The 21,459-nt window shown below is 72.3% G+C and carries 19 protein-coding genes; 12 read left to right on the forward strand and 7 right to left on the reverse strand.

Annotated features, from left to right (window positions below):
* Positions 1–5 precede the first annotated feature (5 nt).
* The 4 genes from ABR737_RS42045 to ABR737_RS42060 all read right to left on the reverse strand — a co-directional run bounded on the left by ABR737_RS42045 (position 6) and on the right by ABR737_RS42060 (position 4,185).
* The gene (locus ABR737_RS42045) at positions 6–851 is read right to left on the reverse strand and encodes an ABC transporter permease (protein WP_350256404.1); all 846 of its coding nucleotides are present in this window, start codon (positions 849–851) and stop codon (positions 6–8) included.
* Positions 848–1,750: an ABC transporter permease gene (locus ABR737_RS42050; protein ID WP_350256405.1), complete on the reverse strand. Its 903-nt coding sequence runs from the start codon at positions 1,748–1,750 to the stop codon at positions 848–850. Before ABR737_RS42050 ends, ABR737_RS42045 begins: the two co-directional genes overlap by 4 nt.
* A 1-nt stretch (position 1,751) precedes the next feature.
* Positions 1,752–2,885: a polyamine ABC transporter substrate-binding protein gene (locus ABR737_RS42055; RefSeq protein WP_350256406.1), complete on the reverse strand. Its 1,134-nt coding sequence runs from the start codon at positions 2,883–2,885 to the stop codon at positions 1,752–1,754.
* A 148-nt stretch (positions 2,886–3,033) separates the two neighbouring features.
* On the reverse strand, positions 3,034–4,185 hold the full coding sequence (locus tag ABR737_RS42060) for an aromatic ring-hydroxylating oxygenase subunit alpha (protein WP_350256407.1): 1,152 nt from the start codon (positions 4,183–4,185) through the stop codon (positions 3,034–3,036).
* 374 nt (positions 4,186–4,559) lie between these two features.
* Between ABR737_RS42060 and ABR737_RS42065 the strand changes: the two genes are divergently transcribed.
* From ABR737_RS42065 to ABR737_RS42100, 8 genes are all read left to right on the forward strand, one after another.
* Positions 4,560–4,988, forward strand: coding sequence for a hypothetical protein (locus ABR737_RS42065; RefSeq protein ID WP_350256408.1), 429 nt, complete (start codon positions 4,560–4,562; stop codon positions 4,986–4,988).
* Positions 4,985–6,259, forward strand: coding sequence for an NADH-ubiquinone oxidoreductase-F iron-sulfur binding region domain-containing protein (locus ABR737_RS42070; RefSeq protein WP_350256409.1), 1,275 nt, complete (start codon positions 4,985–4,987; stop codon positions 6,257–6,259). Before ABR737_RS42065 ends, ABR737_RS42070 begins: the two co-directional genes overlap by 4 nt.
* 13 nt (positions 6,260–6,272) lie before the next feature.
* On the forward strand, positions 6,273–6,464 hold the full coding sequence (locus ABR737_RS42075; protein WP_152104223.1) for a ferredoxin: 192 nt from the start codon (positions 6,273–6,275) through the stop codon (positions 6,462–6,464).
* 2 nt (positions 6,465–6,466) lie between these two features.
* Positions 6,467–8,566 carry an acetate--CoA ligase family protein gene (locus ABR737_RS42080; protein ID WP_350256410.1) on the forward strand — a complete coding sequence of 700 codons (2,100 nt, stop codon included), beginning with the start codon at positions 6,467–6,469 and terminating at the stop codon, positions 8,564–8,566.
* Positions 8,567–8,608: 42 nt separating this feature from the next.
* Positions 8,609–9,781: an acyl-CoA dehydrogenase family protein gene (locus ABR737_RS42085; protein WP_350256411.1), complete on the forward strand. Its 1,173-nt coding sequence runs from the start codon at positions 8,609–8,611 to the stop codon at positions 9,779–9,781.
* Positions 9,782–9,849: 68 nt separating this feature from the next.
* Positions 9,850–11,022 (forward strand): acyl-CoA dehydrogenase family protein, encoded by a 1,173-nt coding sequence (locus ABR737_RS42090; RefSeq protein WP_350256412.1) that lies wholly within the window; start codon positions 9,850–9,852, stop codon positions 11,020–11,022.
* A 127-nt stretch (positions 11,023–11,149) separates the two neighbouring features.
* On the forward strand, positions 11,150–12,016 hold the full coding sequence (locus ABR737_RS42095; RefSeq protein ID WP_350256413.1) for a 3-hydroxybutyryl-CoA dehydrogenase: 867 nt from the start codon (positions 11,150–11,152) through the stop codon (positions 12,014–12,016).
* 32 nt (positions 12,017–12,048) lie between these two features.
* Positions 12,049–12,732: a TetR/AcrR family transcriptional regulator gene (locus tag ABR737_RS42100; RefSeq protein WP_350256414.1), complete on the forward strand. Its 684-nt coding sequence runs from the start codon at positions 12,049–12,051 to the stop codon at positions 12,730–12,732.
* Between the two features lie 143 nt (positions 12,733–12,875).
* Here ABR737_RS42100 and ABR737_RS42105 read toward each other — a convergent pair whose 3' ends face one another.
* Both ABR737_RS42105 and ABR737_RS42110 read right to left on the reverse strand, forming a co-directional pair.
* Positions 12,876–13,877 (reverse strand): D-cysteine desulfhydrase family protein, encoded by a 1,002-nt coding sequence (locus ABR737_RS42105; protein ID WP_350256415.1) that lies wholly within the window; start codon positions 13,875–13,877, stop codon positions 12,876–12,878.
* A 71-nt stretch (positions 13,878–13,948) separates the two neighbouring features.
* Positions 13,949–14,803, reverse strand: a complete 855-nt coding sequence (locus ABR737_RS42110; RefSeq protein ID WP_350256416.1) for a FadR/GntR family transcriptional regulator — start codon at positions 14,801–14,803, stop codon at positions 13,949–13,951.
* A gap of 153 nt (positions 14,804–14,956) precedes the next feature.
* Here ABR737_RS42110 and ABR737_RS42115 point away from each other — a divergent pair, with 153 nt between their 5' ends.
* Both ABR737_RS42115 and ABR737_RS42120 read left to right on the forward strand, forming a co-directional pair.
* Positions 14,957–15,856 carry a carbon-nitrogen hydrolase family protein gene (locus tag ABR737_RS42115; protein WP_350256417.1) on the forward strand — a complete coding sequence of 300 codons (900 nt, stop codon included), beginning with the start codon at positions 14,957–14,959 and terminating at the stop codon, positions 15,854–15,856.
* Between the two features lie 50 nt (positions 15,857–15,906).
* Positions 15,907–17,265 carry an APC family permease gene (locus ABR737_RS42120; RefSeq protein WP_350256418.1) on the forward strand — a complete coding sequence of 453 codons (1,359 nt, stop codon included), beginning with the start codon at positions 15,907–15,909 and terminating at the stop codon, positions 17,263–17,265.
* Positions 17,266–17,345: 80 nt separating this feature from the next.
* Here the strand turns inward: ABR737_RS42120 and ABR737_RS42125 are convergent, their stop codons facing one another.
* A complete protein-coding gene (locus ABR737_RS42125) occupies positions 17,346–17,738 on the reverse strand; it encodes a PPOX class F420-dependent oxidoreductase (protein ID WP_350256419.1) in 393 nt (130 codons plus the stop codon).
* Positions 17,739–17,972: 234 nt separating this feature from the next.
* Here ABR737_RS42125 and ABR737_RS42130 point away from each other — a divergent pair, with 234 nt between their 5' ends.
* Together ABR737_RS42130 and ABR737_RS42135 are read left to right on the forward strand one after the other, a co-directional pair.
* Entirely contained in the window at positions 17,973–18,524 is a 552-nt protein-coding gene (locus tag ABR737_RS42130) for a MarR family winged helix-turn-helix transcriptional regulator (protein ID WP_350256420.1), read from the forward strand.
* Positions 18,521–21,148, forward strand: coding sequence for an MFS transporter (locus ABR737_RS42135; RefSeq protein WP_350256421.1), 2,628 nt, complete (start codon positions 18,521–18,523; stop codon positions 21,146–21,148). Before ABR737_RS42130 ends, ABR737_RS42135 begins: the two co-directional genes overlap by 4 nt.
* The last annotated feature ends 311 nt before the right edge of the window (positions 21,149–21,459 follow it).

A 21,459-nucleotide genomic window follows, 5' to 3' on the forward strand; every position in this document is an offset into this window, starting at 1 on the left:
GGGTGTCACTTCCCGGAGAGCAGATCGAGGCCACCGCGGCGGCCGAACAGACGCGGGATGGCCAGGGCGAGACCGATGAGGCCGATGGAGCCGATGAGCATCAGCGTGCCGACCGCGTTGATGGTGGGCTGTACGCCGAACCGGATCGCCGAGTAGATGCGGACGGACAGCGGCTGCGGGTCCACGCCGGTGGTGAAGTAGGCCAGTACGAAGTCGTCGAAGACCAGGGCGAAGACGAGGACCGCGGAGGCCAGGATGCTGGGCAGCAGCGCGGGCAGGGTGACCAGGCGGAGCGCCTGCCACCGGGTGGCGCCCAGGTCCATCGCGGCCTCCTCCACCTCCGGGTTGAGGGCGGCGATCCGCGAGCGCAGGATCACCGTCACATAGGAGATGGAGAAGGTGATCTCCGCGAGCATCACGGTGCCGGAGGAGAGGGTGATGTCCATGCCCTTGAAGAGCAGCATCGCCGCGACACCGGTGACGATCTCCGGGGTGATCAGCGGGACCAGCATGATCAGGCCGGCCAGCGAGCCGAGTCGGGTACGGCAGCGCACCAGCCCCAGGGCCAGCGCCACGCCCAGGACCACCGAGCCCGCCATGGCCACCAGGGAGACCCGCAGGCTCATGCCGAGCGATTCGATCAGCACGTTGTCGTGGAAGAAGTCGGAGTACCAGCGGAGGCTGAAGCCCTTGAAGACGGTGAGCGACTTCTGCCCGTTGAAGGAGAAGAGGACCACCACGCCGATGGGGAGGTAGAGCAGCAGGAAGAAGAGGGTGGTGGCGGTGAGGGCGAGCCGGGGCTTGCGGTCGGTGCCGCGGCGGTGCCGGCGGTGCGGGGTGCGGAGCGTCATCGGGCGGCCTCCGCCTCGTCCTTGCGGGTGCGCCGGAGATAGCCGAGCATCCCGATGAAGAGCACCGCCATCATCAGCATGGTGAGGGCGGAGCCGAGCGGCCAGTTCTGGCCCTGGAAGAACTTGTCCTGGATCAGGTTGCCGATCATGATCTGGTCCGGCCCGCCCATCAGCTGGGCGCTCACGAAGTCCCCCATGGCGGGCAGGAAGACCAGGACGGCGCCCGCGGCCGCGCCCTGCCGGGTCGCCGGGAGGGTGACGAAGAAGAAGGTCCGCAACGGCCCTCCGTACAGATCGCGTCCCGCCTCGATCAGCGAGAGGTCCATCCGCTCCAGCGCCGCGTACAGCGGGATGATCATGAAGACGATGAAGCCGTAGACGAGCCCGGCGATGACGCCGACCCCGCTCTGCAGGATCTTGGTGTGCGCGTCGGCGAGTCCGACCGCCCGCAGCGCCTTCAGCACCGGGCCGCCGTCGGAGAGCACCACCGACCAGCCGTACATCCGCACCAGGTAGTTGGCGAAGAACGGGACGACGATGGCGGCGATCAGCAGATTCTTGAACCGCCCGCCGTGCAGGGCGATGGTGTAGGCGACCGGATAGGCCACGACCAGGCAGACGGCGCAGGCGATCAGGGCGAAGCCCAGCGAGCGCAGCAGCACGATGCGGTAGGCCGGGTCGGCCATGGCCGCGATGTTGTCGAAGTTGAACCCGAAGCGCGGGTTGCCGAGGGGGTCGGTGGTGCCCAGGGCCAGGGTGGCCACGAGGATCAGGGAGGCGATGAGGAACCCGGTCATCCACAGGGTGCCGGGAAGCATCAGCCAGGTCCACAGCCGGGTGCCGGACGCGGAGCGCCCGCGGCGGCCGGGGAGTGCTCCGGAGGGGGTGCGTTGTGCCATGTCAGCCGGCTTTCACGTGGGTCCAGGCGGTATCGCGGGCCTGCTCGCCCTTCGACGACGCATTGCGGAAGAAGAGATCGGCCTTGAGGTCGTCGGGGGCGACCAGGCACTGCGGGAACGGCTTCACGATCGAGGCGTAGACCTCCTCGCTGCCGCCGACCGGCATGGGGTAGCCGATGTACCGGATGTTCTTCCGCACGTTCTCGGGTCTGAGCATGTAGTCGATGAAGAGCATCGCCGTGCCGGGGTGGCGGGCGTTGGCGGGGATCGCGTAGCAGTCCGAGTTGATCGGCGCGCCCTCCCGCGCCACTTCGAAGCCGAGTACGGACGGGTCCTTGGCCTGTCCGAGCATCGCGGCCATGTCGCCGCTCCAGGCCTGGGTCATCGCCGCGTTGCCGTTGAGCAGGTTGTTGTAGCTGTCGCTGGAGAAGCCGCGCAGCCGGGGGCGCAGGCTCTGCAGCGCCTTGGTGATACGGGCGAGGTCGTGCGCGTCGGAGGTGTCGATGTCCAGGCCGAGCTTGAACGCGGCCATGCCCAGCACCTCGTCGCGGTCGTCGAGGACGAACACCTGGCCCTTGGCCCGGGCGCTCCACAGGTCGCCCCAGGAGCCGGTCAGGTCGTCGCCTATCCGGTCTTTCCGCCAGCCGATGCCCGTCTTGTACATGGTGAACGGGACGGTATGCGCCGAGCGGCGGTCGTACCAGGGGTCGGCGAAGTAGTGGTAGCGGCCGAACACCGCGTCGGCGTGGCGCAGGCGGGAGTGGTCGATACGGCGCAGCCGCCGGCCCTGGGCCAGCCGCTGCGCCCATTTCGCGGTGGGAAAGATGATGTCGTAGCGGTTCCCGGCGTTGAGCTTGGCGGCCATGCCCTCCATCGAGTCGAAGTTCGACTGGATGACCTTGACGCCGTACTCCTTCTCGAATCCGTCGAAGACGGCCGGGGCGACGAAGTCCGCCCAGTTGAAATAGACCAGGTCGCCGTCCGCCTTCACGTCGATCGGCTGGTCCGGATCGCCGAAGGCGTTGCGGTCCTCCGGCAGAAAGCCGCATCCGGCCAGGCCGACACCGAGAGCCGCGGCGGCGCCCGAGCGCAGGAACGCGCGCCGGGACGGAGATGGAGGTTCCTCGGGGGACATGGGGTCCTCTCCGTAGGGGATGTGCGCTGCTTCAGGGAGCGGTCACGGATGCACGGAAGCCCTGTCCGCCGTGCGGGACCTGTCAGCCGTGGCGCGGGGCGTGGCGCGCCGTGGGGGACGGCTCGTGGCGCTGTCTCACCGGTGGGGGTCAGCGCATCGCGCCACCGAGGTCGGTGCGTACCCGGTCGGCGAACCAGCCGACCGCGGCCTCGCGGCGGGACAGGGGGCCCGGCTCGAAGCCCGGGGTGCCGAGGCCCTTTTGCACCCGGGACACCAATTCGGCGTCTTCGTCATTGGTGATCCAGCCGATGTGGATGTTGAGCCGGCGCGCGAGCCGGGTCCGCGCACTCGTCCCGCGGCGCGTGTAGAAAGCGCCGGGGACGGCCACCCGGTCGACCGCCGTCGGTAGGGCGGTCCAGGCAAGCACATGGTCGGGGTAGAAGTCGATGAGCGTGTTGGGGTAGATCACCGCGTACCGCCAGATCCGCCGGTCGGCCTCGGTCAGCCCCGGCATGGGGGAGGCGAGGCGCTGGTAGAGACGTTCGGCCCAGTTGGAGGACGGCTTGTCGCGCAGCGGTGAGGCGAAGAGGACATAGGACTCGTCGATCTCGCTGGTGTAGCCCTGGTAGTCGAGCAGGCGCATCAGCCCGGGGTGGGCGACCGGGACGTGGTAGCCCTCCAGGTAGTTGTCGACCGCGACCTTCCAGTTGGCGTGCTGTACCTCCGCGCCGGCCAGGTCGTGGATGCGGTTGCGTCCGACGGGCACCAGATCGGTCCCCGCGTAGTGGCCGACGGCCTCCGCCAGCCCGGCGCACTGCTCCGCCAGCGGCACGGCGTCCGGATCGAGGTTGGCGAACACGAATCCCAGAAAGGACTCGACCCGGACCGGGAAGAGGCCGAGGGCGGGCTTGTCCAGGCAGGGGATCTGCCGTGCTTCGGGCGCGCCGACCAGCCGTCCGTCGAGCTTGTAGGTCCAGCCGTGATACGGGCAGCGGATGGCCTTGCCGGACGCCTCGGGGGCGGAGACCAGGCGGGTGCCGCGGTGCCGGCACACATTGAGGTGCCCGGTCAGGGTGCCGTCCTCGGTGCGGACGACCAGGACCTCGCGGTCGGCGACGGTGGCGGCGAGCCGTGCGCCGGGGCCGGGGAGATCGGACTCGTGGCACACGAGCTGCCAGGACTTGGCGAAGATGTGCCGCGTCTCGGCGGCGGCCGTGACCGGGTCGGTGTAGTAACGGCCGGACAGCGCCCGGCCGGGGACATCCTGAGGGGTCGGTGCCGTGGTGGCTTCGGGGTGCATCGGGTCACTCCTCCATGCCGCACGGGGTGCTGGGTGCCGAGGCGGCAGGGCGCGGTGAAAAGCCCCTGAACCGGCGCACCGGCGCCTCGGATTCCGTGCTGACTAATTGGTCAGTCAGATTGCTGGCGGGTTTCAACGAAGTCAAGACTTGTGTCCTGACTAATTGGTTAGTTAGCTTAGTGGCATCGTCGCTCCGGCGCTCCGCCGCACGGATCCCGGGCAGCGAGCGGGCGCGCCGCGCCCCGATCACGCAGGCCGAAGCCCCGTAACGGCACGTCACCGGCACCTCACCCCGGCGCCGGGTCACCAGGCTCCGCCCCCACCCGGCCGCCCCGGTCCGTGCCGGCACCCCACCCCTCTCCCCGGAGGCACGCATGAGCGGTCGTCGGAACCTGATCTGGCTCGGGCTCACCCCCGAACCCGAACGGGAGCTGCCCGCCACCGTCGCGGCCCTGCGCAGCGCCGCGCGGCGGACGCCGGACGTTCCCGCGGAAGCGGAAGCGGAAGCGGAGGCGACCGCGGCCGAACGGCGCCGCGTCGAGCGCCTGATCCTGCACGGCACCCAGCACGGCTGGCTCCGCTACCTCGCCGAGGTGACCGACCTCGTGACCGCGGTCGCCGGCCGTACCCGCCCCGGCGACCGCCGGGCCGCCCTCCGCGCGGCCGAGGTCGTGCTCGACCACCACCGCATGCTGATCGGCCTCCCCGGACCGGGGTACGACCGGACGGCCGCGGACCGCGGCGCCCTGGAACGCGCGGTGCGCACCCTGCGCACCACCCCACCGGACGGAGACCGAGGATGACCGGGACCGACTCGCTCCTACCGCAGGGGACCCCCTCCGTGCTCGGCGCGATGCCCGGCGTGACCGAGGACGCCAGGGCGTACCTGGCCGCCGGTGGCTACCGCCGGACGATCGGCGCGGCGGAACTCCTCGACCGCCTCGACGGCCTGCGCGGACGCGGCGGCGCCGGCTTCCCCACCGCGGCGAAACTCCGCGCCGTCCGCGACGCCGGGCCCCGGCCCGTCGTGGTGGCCAACGGCGAGGAAGGCGAGCCCGGCTCCGTCAAGGACCGCTGGCTGCTGCGGGCCCGCCCGCATCTGGTCCTGGACGGGCTGGCGCGGGCCGCCGAGATCACCGGCGCGGAACGCGGCTATGTCTACGTCTCCGACACCGCGGCGGGCGAACGGATCCGCCGTGCGCTCGCCGAACGGGCACCCCAACTGCCGTGCGACGTCGTCGACACCCCGCACACCTATGTCGCGGGGGAGGAGAGCGCCGTGGTCCGCCGGATCAACGGCGGCCCCGCCCTCCCCACCGCCAAACCGCCCCGCCCCTACCAGCAGGGCGTCGGCGGCGCACCCACCCTCGTCGCCAACGTCGAGTCCCTGGCCCGGATCGCGCTCATCGCCGCCCAGCCGGACCGCGGGCGCCACACGGCCCGCGCCACCCTGGTGACGCTCGCCGGCGGCGGCGCCGCACCCCTGCTCGCCGAGGTGCCCTACGGCTGCACACTGCGGACCCTGGCGCGGGCCCAGGGCACCCCCGAACCGGCCGGCGTCCTCATGGGCGGCCTCTTCGGTGGGCTGCTCGGCCCCGGCCGGCTCGATCTCGCGCTGGACCCCGACACCCTCACGGCCGCGGGCACGGCACTGGGCTGCGGGGCGATCCGCTTCCTCGCCCCCGACGAGTGCCCAGTCTCCCTCGTCTCCGCCGCCGTCGCCCATCTCGCCGCCGAGAGCGCCCGGCAGTGCGGCATCTGCGTCGCGGGTACCGGCTCCGTGCGCGACGCCGTCGGTGCGCTGACGAACGGCACGGCCGACGCGGGTCTCCTCACCCGGCTGCGGCGCTGGTCCACCTCGCTGCCCGGCCGCGGCGCCTGCGGTCTGCTCGACGCCGCGGCGGGCACGGCCGGCAGCCTCCTGCGGGCCTTCCCCGACCTGGTCCGCGCCCACCTCGACGCCCCCTGCCCGGGCTGCGCCGCGCCCGCCGACGCCGGCCGGCTCACCGTCCCCGTCCCCTACGTCGCCCGCCGCACCGTGCCCCGCCCCCGCTCCGCCGCCTCCCCCCGCTGAAAGGACGACCGCCGTGAAACTCCGTCTCGACGCCACCCGCTGCCAGGGCTACGGCCTGTGCCAGGAACCCGCACCGGACCTCATCGACCTCGACGAGTTCGGCTACGCCGCGGTCACCGCCGACCCGGCCCCGGGCGCTTCCGAGGACGCCGCCCGCGCCGCCGCCGAGGCCTGCCCCAACTCCGCGCTCCGGCTGGAGAGGTGACCATGGGACGTGACCTGTCGGCCCTGTTCGACCCGAAGTCGGTCGCGGTGGTCGGGGCCAGTGACGACCCGGCGAAGTACGGCCATGCGGTCGCCGCCCAGGCGCTGCGGGCACCCGACCGCCGCCCCGTCCACCTCGTCAACCGCCGCGGCGGCACGGTCCTCGGGCGCACCGCGGCCACCTCGCTCGCCGGGATCGGCGAACCCGTCGACCTCGTGGTGATCTCCGTACCGGGCCCCGGCTTCGAGGCCGCCGTCGACGACGCGCTCGCCTGCGGTGCCCGCGCCCTCGTCGGCATCACCGCCGGCTTCGCCGAGACCGGCGCCGTCGGGCTGGCCCGCCAGCAGGCGATCGCCGAGCGGGTACGCGCCGCCGGCGCCGTCCTCGTCGGCCCCAACTGCCTCGGCATCGCCGACAACACCACCGAGCTCTACCTCGCCTCGGACCGCTTCGCGCCCGGCGGCATCGCCCTGCTGAGCCAGAGCGGCAACCTCGCCCTCGAACTCCAACTCCGCTGCGCCCCGCACGGCCTGGGGTTCTCCCGCTTCGTCTCGCTGGGCAACCAGGCCGATGTCACCCTCGTCGACCTGATCGAGGACGCCGCCCGGCACGACGCCACCCGGGCCATCGCCGTCTACGCGGAGGACTTCGGCGACGGCCGGGCCTTCGCCGAGGCGGCCGCCGCCGCGGGCAAACCGGTGGTCCTGCTCACCGCAGGGCGGGGCGCCGCCTCCGCGCGCAGCGCCCAGTCGCACACCGGGGCCCTGACCACCTCCGCCGATGTCGTGGCCGCCGCCTGCCGGGACGCGGGCGTCGAACTGGTCGCCACCCCCCATGAGATGACCGTCGTCCTCGCCGCGCTGCACGGGGGGCGGCGCGCCACCGGACCCCGCACCGCGGTCTGCACCGACGGCGGCGGCCACGGCGCCATCGCCGCCGACGCCGCCGAAACCGCCGGGCTGGCCGTCCCCGAACTCGGACCCGCCGCACAGCAACGGCTCAGGACGCTGCTGTGGGAACAGTCCGCGGTGGGCAACCCCGTCGACCTGGCCGGGATGGGGGAGCAGAACCCGCACTCCTACGGCGACACCGTCGCCGCCCTGCTCGCCCTGGACGAGGTCGACTCCGTCCTGTTGACCGGGTACTTCGGCGGCTACTCGGCGGCGACCGGCGGCCTGGGCGGCCCGGCGGCCGAGAGCGGCACCGCGGGCGGCGGCAGCGCGCTCGCGGCCGGCGAGCTGGAGACCGCGCAGCAGATGGCCGCCCGTGCGACGAGCGCCGCCAAGCCCCTGGTGGTGCAGTCGATGTTCCCGGACGCCCCCAGCTGCCGGACGCTGGTCGAGGCGGGCATACCGGTGTTCGCCGCCACCGAGGACGCGGCCCGCGCGCTGGCGGCCATGACCCCGGCTCCCGAGATGCACGAGGCCGCCGGCCCGCCCGGCGTCCGCCCGCTGCCCCCGGCCGCACCGCCGCTGGACGACCCCGGCTACCACGGCATACGCGCCCTGCTGAGCGCCGCCGGGGTGCCCTTCCCCGAGGCCCGTGAGATCACCGACGAGGCCCAACTGCTCGCCGCGGCGGACGCGTTCGAGGGCCCCTTCGTCCTCAAGGCCCTCCACCTCCTGCACAAGTCCGACGCCGGCGGTGTCGCGCTGGGGCTGCCGGACCGCGCCGCGCTCGTCACCGCCTTCCGGGAGATGCACGCCCGGCTCGGCGCCGCCTCCTACTCCGTCGAGGCGATGGCCGACCTGACCGACGGCGTCGAGCTGATCGTGGGGGTGCACCGCGATCCCCGGTTCGGGCCGGTCGCCATGGTCGGCCTGGGCGGGGTGCTCACCGAGGCACTGCACGATGTCGCCTTCGCCCTGGCGCCCGTCCCGGCGGACCGTGCCGCACAGCTGCTGACCGGGCTGCGGACCGCCGCGCTCCTCCAGGGCGTCCGCGGCCGCCCCGCCGTCGACCTGGCGGCCGCGGCAGCCGTGGTTGAGCGCGTCACCACGCTCGCCGCCGCCCACCCCGAGATCGCGGAGATCGAGGTCAACCCGCTGCTCGTCCGCCCGGACGGCGCCCTCGCCCTCGACGCCCGCGCCGTACTGGCCTGACGCCCGCCCTGCCCCCGCCCCGCCCGCCGTTCCGGAGGAACCATGGACTTCCGCTACACCGCCCGACAGGCCGATCTCAAGGCCCGCGCCGCCGCCTACACCGAGCTGCTGTTCCCGTACGAGCAGCAGGCCGAGGAGGCCGGGGGACCGCTGCCCGCCGAAACCGTCCGCGAGCTGACCCGGGCCGCGATCGACGCCGGCGTCTACGCCATCAACATGCCCGAGAAGTGGGGCGGCCCGGGACTCTCGCTGCTCGACCAGGTCATCGTCGAGGAGGAATTCGGCAAGGTCACCAACTGCCTGTGGGACATCCCCTGGCGGCCGGCCAACGTGCTGGCGTACGGCACCGAGGCCCAGCGGGAGAAGTACCTCCTCCCCGTCATCCGGGGCGAGCGCTTCGACGCCTTCGCGGTGACCGAACCCGGTGCGGGCTCGGACCCCTCCTCGGGCACCAGCACCGCCACCCGTACCGAGGGCGGCTGGCTGCTCAACGGCGAGAAGTGGTTCGTGACCTGCGGCGACATCGCGGACTTCCTGCTGGTGCAGGCGGACGCCGGCCCGGAGCGGGCGGCCACCCTCTTCTTCGTCGACAAGCAGGCACCGGGCGTACGGATGACCCGGGTGCCGCGCTTCATGCACTCCGCGGTCAACGGGCACCCCGAATTCACCTTCACCGATGTCTTCGTCCCCGACGACGACGTGCTCGGCGGCGTCGGCAACGGCTACGAGCTCACCAAGGAATGGTTCACCGACGAACGGCTGATGATCGCGGCCAGGACGACGGGCGCCGCCGAGCGGGCCCTGCAACTGGCCCGCGACTGGGCGGTGGAGCGCAAGCAGTTCGGATCGCCGATCGCTGATTTCCAGCTGGTGCAGGGGATGCTGGCGGACTGCGCGGTCGATATCGCGGTCAACCGGGCCTACACCCACCAGGTCGCCTGGGAGGCCGACCAGCCGGGCGCCGACCCCAAGACGCTGCACGCCAAGGCCTCGACGGCCAAGCTCGCGGCGAGCGAGGCGGCGGGCCGGGTCATCGACCGCTGTGTGCAGATCTTCGGCGGCCGTGGCTACGACCGCTCGTACCCCGTGGAGCGCCTGTACCGGGAGCTGCGGGTGGACCGGATCTGGGAGGGCACCTCCGAGATCCAGCGCCTGATCATCGCCAACGAGCTCATCAAGCGCGGCACCCGCGCCCTCGACCTGCCCCTGCCCTGACCGCCGCCCGCACCCCGCCCGCCACTCGCCACCCGCACCCCGGCCCCTCACGACCTTCGAGGACTGACATGGACTTCCGTCTCACCACCCGCCAGGCGGACCTCAAGCGCACCGCGTGCGAGCTCACCGAGACCCTCACCGCGTACGAAACCGACTGCGAGGAGAACAACGGTCTGACGGCGCAGGACCACGCCGCCATCCGCGATGCCGTCCTCGCCTCCGGTCTGCAGGCCGTCAACATGCCCCGCGAGTGGGGCGGCGCCGGGCTGACCATCCTGGAACAGGCCATCGTCCAGGAGGAGTTGGGGCAGCTCACCGGCGCCCTGTGGGACACCGTCTGGCGCCCCGCCAACGCCCTGCGCTTCTGCACCCCCGCCCAGCGCGAGCGCTACCTCGAACCGGTCATCCGCGGCGAGCGCCGCGACTGCTACGCGGTGACCGAGCCCGGGGCCGGCTCCGACCCGCAGAACCTGGCGACCACCGCGACGCGGACCGCCGACGGCTGGACACTGAACGGCGAGAAGTGGTTCGTGACCGTCGGCGACCACGCCGACTTCATGATCGTCCTCGCCGCGGCGGGCCCGGACCGGGAACCGACGCTCTTCCTCGTCGACAAGGACACCCCCGGCATCGAGATGACCCGGGTGCCGCGCTTCATGCACACCTTCGTCTACGAGCACCCCGAGTTCACCTTCACCGAGGTGCACGTCCCCGAGGACGCCGTGCTCGGTGGCGTCGGCAAGGGCTATGACATCACCCGGTCCTGGTTCACCGAGGAGCGGCTGATGATCGCGGCCCGGACGACGGGGGCCGCCGAGCGGGCGCTGCGGCTGGCCAGGGACTGGGCGGTGGAGCGCCAGCAGTTCGGGTCGCCGATCGCCGACTTCCAGCTGGTGCAGGGGATGCTGGCGGACTGCGCGGTCGATATCGCGGTCAACCGTGCCTATGCGCACCAGGTCGCCTGGGAGGTGGACGAGGGCACCGTCGACCGCAAGACCCTGCACGCCAAGGCGGCGATCGCCAAGCTCGCGGCGAGCGAGGCGGCGGGCCGGGTCATCGACCGCTGTGTGCAGATTTTCGGCGGCCGTGGCTACGACCGCTCGTACCCGGTGGAGCGCCTGTACCGGGAGCTGCGGGTGGACCGGATCTGGGAGGGCACCTCCGAGATCCAGCGCCTGATCATCGCCGGCGAACTGGTCAAGCGCGGCACGGGCGTCCTGCAGCTGCCCACCGCCTCCTGACCCCGGCCGGGTACCCCGCCCACCGGGCGGGGTACCCGGCCCGGCCCCCCGCTGTAATCCGCCCGGCACCACCCACTCGCCGGGCGGGGCCCGCGAAACGTCCCGGAACACCGGCCGAGGAGGAGCGATGTCCGAGAGTGCAGTCGACAGAATCGGGGTCGTGGGCTGCGGCCTGATGGGCTCCGGCATCGCCGAGGTGTGTGCCCGTGCGGGCCGGGAGGTGTGTGTCGTCGAGACCGGACCGGCCGCAGCGGACGCCGGGCTCCGCCGGATCACCGGCTCCCTGGAACGTGCCACGGCCGCCGGCAAACTCTCCGACCGGGACCGGGACTCCGCGCTCGCCAGGATCACGGTGACCACCGACCTGGCCGCGCTGGCCGACCGCGATCTGGTCGTCGAGGCCGTCGCCGAGGACGAGAGCGCCAAGCTGGCCGTCTTCACCCGGCTCGACGAGGTGGTCCGGAGCCCGGACGCGATCCTGGCGACCAACACCTCGTCCCTCCCCGTCATCCGCCTCGCCGCCGCCACCGCACGGCCCCAGCAGGTCATCGGCCTGCACTTCTTCAACCCCGTGCCGGTGCTGCCGCTCGTCGAGCTGGTGCCCTCCCTGCTGACCGGTGACGACACCACCCGCAGGACACACGCCTTCGCCGCCGACGTACTGGGCAAGGAGGTCGTGCACGCCGCGGACCGTGCCGGTTTCATCGTCAACGCCCTGCTCGTCCCCTACCTGCTGGACGCGGTGCGGATGGTCGAGTCCGGCGCGGCCTCGGCGGGTGACATCGACCGCGGGATGCGGCTGGGCTGCGCCCACCCGCTGGGGCCGCTCGCGCTGGCCGACCTGATCGGCCTCGACACGACACGGGCGATCGCCGAATCGCTCTACGAGGAGTTCCGTGAACCGCGCTACGCGCCTCCGCCGCTGCTGGCCCGGATGGTGGAGGCGGGCCTGCTCGGCCGCAAGTCGGGCCGGGGCTTCCACCCCTACCGATGAACCCGGCATGCGACGGACGGCCGAAGGCGGTGATGCGGGAAGATGGACGGGACGGGCCCGCAGAGCCCGCCGAGGACACCGACACCGACCCGGGGGGCACTCACGTGGCCAAGGCTGAACGCACTCTCGAAACGCGGGAACGGATCCTGTCCGCCGCGTGCGAAGTGATCGCCGAGGTCGGCTTCGAGAAGATCCGGATGCGGATGGTCGCGGAACACGCCGGCGTGTCCACCGCCCTGCTCCACTACCACTTCGAGAACCGTGAGCGGCTGTTCGCCGAGGCGATGACCCACTCCTTCGCGCAGACCGGCACGGAGCTCGAACGGGACGCCGACACGGTGCCCGCCTCCGTGGTCCTGGCCCGCATCCTGCACAACATGCTGCCCACGGATCCCGAGCTGCGACAGGACTGGCGGCTGTGGCAGGAGCTGTGGGTGCGGGCCCTGCGCGACGAGACCGCCCGGCATTTCGCCGTCGACCTGTACGACCAGCTGCACACCTGGATCGGCGAGGCCATCCGGCGGGGCATCGCGTCGGGCGAGTTCGCCGACTGTGATGTGGAGGCGGCCAGCACACTGCTGGTCGCCCTGAGCGACGGGTTCGGCATCCGGCTGATGCTGGGCGATCCCCGGACCGACCTCGCCCGTGCCCAAGCGGCCATCTGGCGGGCGGTCGCGGGGACGCTCGGCGTGCCCGACGCCTTCCCCGACATCTGATCTCTTCCCCGGGCAGGCCGCCGCGGTCGGACGGCCGCCCGGCCGAGGCGGCCGAGGACAACGGTCCCGCCGGGAGACCCGGCTCCCGGCGCGGGGCGGCTCAGGCGTTCCCCCTGCCCCGGTCGGCGTCCGCCCCGCCGTGCTCACTCGTGGATCGGAAGGACCGTGAGCGCTTCCTGGCACCGGGTGACGGCATCGCCGTGGCCGAACAGACCGGGCAGCCCGCCGGAGTGCAGCAGGACGGTGCGCCGCCCGGGTGCCACGCTTTCGTCCCGCACCGCCGCCCGCAGTCCGGCCAGCGCACGCCCGGTGTAGACGGGGTCGAGCGCGATGCCCTCCGTACGGCCCGCCAGTGTCAGGGCGTCCATCGAGTCCTCGGTCAACGTGCTGTAACCGGCGCCGACTTGATCACGCCGCAGGTGCAGGGCCTCCGGTGCGTGGACGGTGCCGGACAGCGCGGTGACCAGGCTGGTGACCGTGCCCGCCGGGTCACGCACCGCGCCGCAGTCGACGCCCAGCACCTTTTCGGGGCCGAGGGTGTCCACCAGGCCGGCCATCGTGCCCCCGGAGCCCAGGGCGACGACGACGGTGTCCAAATCGGGGGCCTGGGCCAGGAGTTCACGCCCGCACTCGGCATAGCCGTACGCGCCCAGCGGGCTGGAGCCGCCCAGCGGAATCACCGCCGGAACGGCCCCCCGCTCCCGGAGCCGCCGCGCCACTTCCTCCGCCGCGGCCGCGAGCCGGTCGCCGCCCACCTCCCCGGCCCAGACGACGGTGGCCCCGAAGAGGCCGTCGAGGACGAGGTTCCCGGAGGCCGAGGAGCCGTCCGCGCCGGCCAGCACCAGGACCACATCGAGCCCGAGCCGCGCGCCGGCGGCCGCGGTCAGCCGGGCGTGGTTGCTCTGTGCGGCGCCGGTCGTCACCAGGGTCGTGGCGCCCTCGGCGAGCGCCGCACCGCAGATCCACTCCAGTTTGCGGACCTTGTTCCCGCCGCCACCGAGACCGGTGAGGTCATCGCGCTTGATCCAGAGGTCGTCCGCCCCGAGGCCGAGCGCGCGGGCCAGCCGCGGCGCCGGCTCCAGCGGGGTCGGCCAGGTCGCGAGCGCTGCCCGCCGGGGGGTGCCGTGGTCCGAACTCATCGTCATGCCCTTCCGTCTTTCCTGCGGTGCCGGTTCGCCGGCCAGGGTGCCATGCCGTACCCGGCGCCGGACCCCGCTCAGCCGGCGGCCGCCCCGCCGGCCTTCGCCCCGCCGGCCCCGGCGGCCTCCGCCCCGGCGTCGTCCATCAGGCCCACGAACATCGTCCGGTGCAGCCGGCCGACATGCTGCCGGGCGACCTCGGCGGCGGCCACCGGGTCACCGCGGCGCAGGGCGTCGACCAGGGCGCGGTGCTCGCAGTTGGACCGCCGGAGGATGTCCAGCGGATACGGCAGGTAGTAGCGGTAGAGGTCCCGCAGCACCGCGCCGTACGGTGCGGCGGCGAAGGCGACGCCGGTGGCCTCCGCCACCGCCAGGTGGAAGCGCTCGTCGTGGCCGCGGAACTCGGTCCAGCTGCCGGCCTCGTCCATCGCGCCGACCAGCCGGTCGAGGGCATCGAGGGCGGCCCCGTCGGCGTGCAGCGCGGCCAGATGGGCGACCCCGCATTCGAGGACGAGCCGGTGGTCGATCAGCCGGTGGACCTCGGCCGCTGCCGCGCGGTAGGCCGCGGCCTCGGTGACGGTCCCCTTCGCGGGCCGCTCGGCGACCAGGGTGCCGCCGGTCCGTCCGCGCCGGCGCTCCAGTACACCGTCGGTGTGCAGCGAGGCGAGCGCGCGGCGGACGGTGATGTCCCCGACGCCCAGCGCGGCGGCGATCTCGTCGGTCGGCGGAAGGCGCTCACCGGGGGCCAGCAGGCCGAGCTCGACGGCGAGGGCGATACGGGCCCGCACCGTGTCCAGGGCGGAGAGTCGCTGAATGCCGCCCAGCGGCGGGGCGTTCAGGCCCCGCATGGCCTCGGGCTCCGTGGCCTCGGGCTCCGTGGCCTCGGGCTCCGTGGCCCCGGGCTCCGTGGCGTCGGGAAGGTGTCCGGGCATGGCTCAGCCTAACAAATATCTCATGATGAGATCTCTTGAATAAGAGCTCATCTTGCTCTAATTTCATCCGGGTCGCGCCGCCGCCCGGCGGCCCGTCGTCCGACACCCCCGCCGACGCCCCCGTCCGGCCCCTGAGAACGCAGGTGAGGCCCCATGTCCCGACCCCTGCCCGTAGCCCTCGTCCAGGCGCCGCCCCGCCCGGCCACGGCACCCCTGTCCGGCTTCGCCGAGGAGGTCGGGGAGCTGATCGCCCGCTTCCCGCAGACCCGGCTCGTGGTGTACCCCGAGCTGCATCTGTGCGGGGTGACCGGCTCCGCCGACGCGTCCGAGGACCAACTACGGGCGGCGGCCGAACCGCTGGACGGCCCCCGTGCGCGGCAGCTCGCCGAGCTCGCCGGTGACCTCGGCATCTGGCTGGTACCCGGCAGCGTCTGCGAACAGGGGCCGGCCGGCGAACTGTTCAACACGGCGCTGGCGTTCTCGCCCGAGGGCCGTCCTGCCGCCTCCTACCGCAAGATCTTCCCGTGGCGGCCGCACGAGCCCTATGTCCCCGGGGACCGCTTCGTCGTCCTCGACCTGCCGGGCACCGGCCGGGTCGGCTTCTCGATCTGCTACGACGCCTGGTTCCCCGAAGTGGCCCGCCACCTCGCCTGGATGGGTGCCGAGGTGATCGTCAACCCCGTCATGACCACCACCGCCGACCGCGCGCAGGAGCTGGTGCTCGCCCGCGCCAACGCCATCGTGAACCAGGTGTTCGTGCTCAGCGTCAACACCGCCGGCCCCACCGGCACCGGCCGCAGCCTCGTCGTCGACCCCGAAGGCCGGGTCCGCACCGAGGCCTCCGGCGAAGGCCCCGCCGTCCTCACCGACGTGCTGGACCTCGACGACGTCACCCGGGTACGGGAATTCGGCACGGCAGGCCTCAACCGCATGTGGGACCAGTTCACCGACGCCGACGCTCCGCTGGAACTCCCGCTCTACGACGGACGCATCGACCCAAGCCGCTGGCGGCCCGCCGGACCCGCCCCGTTTCCTCCCGGCACGGGCGGCTGACCCCCCGACCCGCCCCTCCCCGTACCACGGCACATCCCCCGGAACCACCCATGGACCCCTCCCCGCACACGCTCGCCCGCACCCTCACCCTCAAGTCCGTCGTCCTGTTCGGGCTCGCGTACATGACCCCGCTGATCGTCCTGGGGACCTTCGGCGTCGTGGCCGGCACCACCGGGGGCGCCGTCCCTACGGCGTACCTCCTCGCCCTGTGCGCCATGCTGTTCACCGCGCACAGCTACGGGAAGATGGCGGCCGCCCACCCGGTCGCGGGCTCGGCGTACACCTATGTCAGGGAAGCCATCGACGGACGCGTCGGCTTCCTCGTCGGCTGGGCGACGCTGCTGGACTACTTCTTCCTGCCCATGGTCATCTGGCTCATCGGCGGCGCCTACCTGCAGGCCCAGTTCCCCGGCGTCCCGTTCTGGGTGTGGATCCTCGGCTTCATCGTGCTGACCACGGCGCTGAACATCCGGGGCATCAAAACCGCGGAACGCGTCAACGACCTGCTGATGCTCTTCCAGTTCCTGGTGATCGCCTTCTTCGTGCTGCTGTCCCTGCGGCACGTGGTCCAGCTCGGCGGAGCGGGCGCGCTCGCCGACGCCACACCCTTCGCCAACCACGCCACCACCCTGGCCGGCATCTCGGCCGGCGCCGCCATCGCGGCCTACTCCTTTCTCGGCTTCGACGCGGTCACCACCCTCACCGAGGAGACCATCGAGCCGGAACGGACCATGCCGCGCGCCATCCTCCTCGTCGCGCTCATCGGCGGCGGGATCTTCGTCGCGGTGGCCTATGCGACCCAACTCGTCCACCCGGGCAGCGTGTTCACCGATGCCGACTCCGCGGCCTTCGAGATCGCCCGGGGCATCGGCGGGGACGTCTTCGCGTCCGTCTTCCTCGCCGGGCTGGTCGTCGCCCAGTTCGCCTCCGGCATCTCGGCCCAGGCCAGCACCTCCCGGCTGCTGCTCGCCATGGGCCGCGACTCGGTCCTCCCGCGCAAGACCTTCGGGTGGATCCACCCCCGGCTGCGCACCCCCGTCTTCAACATCCTGCTCACCGGCGCCGTCGGCCTCATCGCCCTGCGCATGAACGTGACCACCTCCACGTCCTTCATCAACTTCGGCGCCTTCACCGCCTTCACCTTCGTCAACCTCAGCGTCCTCGCCACCTACCTCCGCCGCCGCCGGGCCGGCGACCGCCCCCGCGTCCTGCCCTATGCGGTCGCCCCGGTGATCGGCGCCGCGGTCGACATCTGGCTACTGGTCCACCTCGACACCAAGGCCCAACTCCTGGGCCTGGCCTGGCTGGTGATCGGCATCGCCTACCTCGCCCACCTCACGAAGGGCTTCCGCAGGCCCCCGCCGAAGATGGACCTCACCGAGGACTCGCGTGCTGCCGCGATCACCTAGTCAGGGGAGACACCCCTTAGAGCCCGTGGCCCGGAGTGCCGTCGCGGCGGCACTCCGGGCCACGGGCCGCAGTATCCGCCTCAGCCCGTGCCGCTGATGCTCTCCGGTGCGATGACGAAGAGCACCCGCTCCTCGTTGCGGCCCCCGTACCAGGGGTAGGGCGTGCCGAGGTACTTCTGGGCGAGCTGTTCGATGTGCTCGACGGCGCCCTCGGTCGTGGTCTCGACCACTCGGCCGCGCACCTGGAAGTAGCGCGCGGGGTGGTCCGGGTCGCAGACGGCGACGGCCACACGGGGGTCGCGGGCGATGTTGCGGGTCTTCACATGGCTCCGGACGCTGTTGATCAGCACATGGGTGCCGTCGGTGTCGACCCAGGTCTGGGTCACCTGCGGGGAGCCGTCGGGCATCGAGGTGGCCAGAAAGCAGGTGCTCGGCCGGCGGAGCAGCGCGAGCAGTTCAGGGGAAAGGTGCACAGCGGTCTCCCGGCCGGTCGGATGGGGCGAAGGGCTGTCCGGTCTGCCGGCCCGCCGGACGTACCTTCTCACCCCCACCCCCTCTCCCGTGCTCCCCACCCCTCTCCCATGGGTCCACCTCCTCGCCCACAGACAGGTGTCGGGGTGCGAAGCATTCACTTCCAGCCGCTATGCTTGCTGGATACAAGCAATGCATTCAGCGGATCGACCGCTTCACCGCGAAGGATCACGACGATGAGTAAGGGCACGGTCCACGCCTGCGACCGGGCTGCTGTGCAGGTCACCGCCTCCTCGGGGCTGGACGAGGCGGCCGCCGGGCTGGGAACGGAGATCGTCCGCTTCTCGCGGCTGATCGCCGCGTGGAAACAGCGCGCCAAGACCGACGGAGGCGCCGCCGACCGGGTGCTGCTGGCCAGGCTGGTCGTCGGCGGGGACCAGCGGGCGACCGACCTGGCCGCCGACGCGTTCCTCGATCTGTCGACCGTCAGCCGCCAGGTGCGCTCGCTGGTCGAGCGGGGACTGGTGACCCGCCGCCCCGATCCGGAGGACCGCCGCGGGTCCTTGCTGGCGGCGACCGACGCGGGACGCGCCGCATTCGCGCACTACCGCCGTCAGCGCGATGCCGAACTGGCCGCGCTGCTCGCACCGTGGTCGCCCGAGGACCGGGCCGACCTGATCCGGCTGCTGGGCCGTCTCAACGAAGACATGGCAGAACGACAACACACACGGCTGGGCCCCGGGGGAGACCAGGGCAGGGCCGTGGAGCAGGGAGACATACGTACATGAGCACAGCCACCTCCCCGCCCGCGGCGGGAGCCGAGGCGATACCCGAACCCGGGACCCTGAGCCACCGTCAGATCCTCACTATCCTCAGTGGCTTGATGCTGGGGATGTTCCTGGCCGCGCTCGACCAGACCATCGTCAGCACCTCGATCCGGACCATCGCCGACGATCTGCACGGCCTCAGCGAGCAGGCCTGGGCGACCACCGCCTACCTGATCACCTCGACGATCGCCACCCCGCTGTACGGCAAGCTGTCCGACCTGTACGGGCGCAAGCCGTACTACCTGGCCGCGATCACCATCTTCGTCGCGGGCTCGGTGCTGTGCACGTTCTCCACCTCGATGACCGAACTCGCCGCCTTCCGGGCGGTGCAGGGCCTGGGCGCCGGCGGTCTGATGTCGCTGGCGCTGGCGATCATCGGTGACATCGTCCCGCCCCGGGAACGCGCCCGGTACCAGGGCTACATGCTGGGCACCTTCGCCACCTCCAGCGTGGCCGGCCCGCTGATCGGCGGGGCGCTCGCCGGACAGGACCAGCTGCTGGGCATCACCGGCTGGCGCTGGGTCTTCCTGGTCAACGTGCCGATCGGCATCATCGCGCTGTTCGTGGTCGCGAAGGTGCTCAACATCCCGCACACCCGGCGCGACCACCGCATCGACTGGTGGGGAGCGCTCACCATCTCCGTCGGCGTCGTACCGCTGCTGCTCGTCGCGGAGCAGGGCCGGGAGTGGGGCTGGGACTCGTCCCGGTCGATCGCCTGTTACGCCATCGGGGTCGTCGGCATCATCGCCTGGATCTTCGTCGAGCGCCGGATCGGCGACGATGCGCTGATCCCGATGCGGCTGTTCCGCAACGGCACCTTCAGCAAGACCAGTCTGCTGTCCGTGCTGATCGGTATGGGCATGTTCGGCGGGATGCTGATGATCCCGCAGTACCTCCAGATCGTGAAGGGCGCCAGCCCCACCAAGTCGGGCCTGGAAATGCTGCCGCTGATGGCGGGCATGTTCATCGCCTCGATCGCCTCGGGCCAGATCACCTCGAAGACCGGCCGCTACAAGATCTTCCCGATCATCGGCACCGCGCTGATGGTCGCGGCGATGCTGCTCTTCCACTTCCGGGTCCAGTGGGACACCCCGCTGTGGGAAACCATGGTGTACATGCTGGTCTTCGGCCTGGGCCTGGGCGGCTGTATGCAGACCCTGGTGCTGGCCGTGCAGAACGCGGTGCCGCCGCGGGACATGGGCGTGGCGACCGCCTCGTCCACGTTCTTCCGTCAGATGGGCGCCACGGCGGGTACCGCGATCTTCCTGTCGGTGCTGTTCAGCACGGTCGGCGACAAGATCTCCTCGGCTTTCAAGAGCGCCGCCTCCACCGAGCGCTTCCAGGCCGCACTGCACGACCCCGCGGTGCTGCACGACCCCGCCAACAAGCCCGTGCTGGACATGCTCAAGCACCCCGGCAACGGCAACTCCTCGGGCGTGCTCAGCGATTCGTCGTTCATCCAGCACCTCGATCCGCGGCTGGCCGAGCCGTTCAAGCGCGGCTTCGCCGACTCGATGCACACCGTGTTCCTCATGGGCGCGGTCGTCGTCGCCCTGGCCTTCGTGCTGATGTGGTTCATCAAGGAGATGCCGCTGCGGCAGATCTCCGGTCTGCAGGCACGTGCGCAGGCCGAGGCCGAGGAGGAATCCGCCAAGAGCGCGGCGAACGCCGTTGAAGGTGCGGCGAACGGTGCCGAGGGCGCTGCCGACGGCACCGGCGGTGCGGACCCGCACGGGCCGGGCGATGCCCCGGTCGCCGATGCCGTACCGGTCCCCGCCGCGGCGCCCGCGGGCACCGCGGACCGCGAAACCGGCACGAGTGGCCCGGTGATCCGGGGAACGGTGCGGGACGGCGACGGCAGGCCGGTGGCGCAGGCCGCGGTCACCCTGATCAGCGTCGGCGGCCGGCAGCTCGGCCGGACGTCGACCGCGGCCGATGGCGGCTACGCCCTGCCCACGACGGGCGCCGGCACCTACGTGCTGATCGGCTCCGCCGGGGCCCGCAGGCCGCAGGCCGTGACCGTGGTGGTGGGCGGCGAGCCCGTCTCGTTCGATCTGACCCTCAGCGGAGCGGCCGGTCTCTCGGGCGAGGTCCGCGAGGAGAAGGGCGACGAACCGGTGCCCGGCGCGCTCGTCGTGGCCACCGACGTACGCGGCGAGGTCGTGGCCTCCGGCGTGGCCGGCCAGGACGGCGGCTTCGCCTTCGGTGAGCTGACCCCGGGCAGCTACACCCTGGCCGTCAGCGCCGAGCACCACCGCCCGTCCGCCCTCCAGGTGGAGGTCACCTCGGCCGACCGCAACTGGTACGAGGTGCGGCTCACGCTCGGCGCCCAGGTCCGGGGAACCGTCCGTACGGTGCGCGGCGGCCCGGTGGACGACGCCCGGGTGACCCTGCTGGACCCGGCGGGCAACGTGGTGGCCAGTGCCACCAGCGGTCAGGACGGTGAGTACGTCTTCACCGACCTCGACAGCGGCGAGTACACCCTGATCGCCGCCGGCTATCCGCCGGCCGCCGCTCCGCTGCAGCTGGGAGCCGACGGGAACACCGCGTTCGACATCGAGCTGAACCACGACCCGGCGAGCTGACGAGGGTCGGTCGATGCCGGTGCATCGATGCGGTGGATCGACGCCGGTGAGTTGATACCGGTGAATCGATGTGGCTGAGGGGCCCGGTGCGGGAGCGCCGGGCCCCTTGACCGTGACCGTGACCGGCCCGGAGCGGCGGGGCGGAGCGGGGGCGGGGGTGGGGGCGGCGCGCACCGGCCGCCGCGTCCCCCGGCGCCGCGCTCACCGGCCACTGCCGCCCCCACTGGGGCCGCTCACCAGTGCGAGCGACCCCACCGGGTTTGGCGCCGCAGCCCCCCGCTACGTAAAGTTCCGCCGAAGCGTGAATAGAA

Source organism: Streptomyces sp. Edi2, assembly GCF_040253635.1.
GTDB lineage: Bacteria > Actinomycetota > Actinomycetes > Streptomycetales > Streptomycetaceae > Streptomyces.

Coding starts and splice junctions, on each gene's coding strand:
- ABR737_RS42130 (WP_350256420.1), top strand. CDS start 17,973: ATGAGTAAGGGCACGGTCCACGCCTGCGACCGGGCTGCTGTGCAGGTC.
- ABR737_RS42135 (WP_350256421.1), top strand. CDS start 18,521: ATGAGCACAGCCACCTCCCCGCCCGCGGCGGGAGCCGAGGCGATACCC.
- ABR737_RS42060 (WP_350256407.1), bottom strand. CDS start 4,185: ATGCACCCCGAAGCCACCACGGCACCGACCCCTCAGGATGTCCCCGGC.
- ABR737_RS42050 (WP_350256405.1), bottom strand. CDS start 1,750: ATGGCACAACGCACCCCCTCCGGAGCACTCCCCGGCCGCCGCGGGCGC.
- ABR737_RS42095 (WP_350256413.1), top strand. CDS start 11,150: ATGTCCGAGAGTGCAGTCGACAGAATCGGGGTCGTGGGCTGCGGCCTG.
- ABR737_RS42100 (WP_350256414.1), top strand. CDS start 12,049: ATGCGGGAAGATGGACGGGACGGGCCCGCAGAGCCCGCCGAGGACACC.
- ABR737_RS42045 (WP_350256404.1), bottom strand. CDS start 851: ATGACGCTCCGCACCCCGCACCGCCGGCACCGCCGCGGCACCGACCGC.
- ABR737_RS42085 (WP_350256411.1), top strand. CDS start 8,609: ATGGACTTCCGCTACACCGCCCGACAGGCCGATCTCAAGGCCCGCGCC.
- ABR737_RS42110 (WP_350256416.1), bottom strand. CDS start 14,803: ATGCCCGGACACCTTCCCGACGCCACGGAGCCCGGGGCCACGGAGCCC.
- ABR737_RS42070 (WP_350256409.1), top strand. CDS start 4,985: ATGACCGGGACCGACTCGCTCCTACCGCAGGGGACCCCCTCCGTGCTC.
- ABR737_RS42065 (WP_350256408.1), top strand. CDS start 4,560: ATGAGCGGTCGTCGGAACCTGATCTGGCTCGGGCTCACCCCCGAACCC.
- ABR737_RS42105 (WP_350256415.1), bottom strand. CDS start 13,877: ATGACGATGAGTTCGGACCACGGCACCCCCCGGCGGGCAGCGCTCGCG.
- ABR737_RS42080 (WP_350256410.1), top strand. CDS start 6,467: ATGGGACGTGACCTGTCGGCCCTGTTCGACCCGAAGTCGGTCGCGGTG.
- ABR737_RS42055 (WP_350256406.1), bottom strand. CDS start 2,885: ATGTCCCCCGAGGAACCTCCATCTCCGTCCCGGCGCGCGTTCCTGCGC.
- ABR737_RS42115 (WP_350256417.1), top strand. CDS start 14,957: ATGTCCCGACCCCTGCCCGTAGCCCTCGTCCAGGCGCCGCCCCGCCCG.
- ABR737_RS42090 (WP_350256412.1), top strand. CDS start 9,850: ATGGACTTCCGTCTCACCACCCGCCAGGCGGACCTCAAGCGCACCGCG.
- ABR737_RS42120 (WP_350256418.1), top strand. CDS start 15,907: ATGGACCCCTCCCCGCACACGCTCGCCCGCACCCTCACCCTCAAGTCC.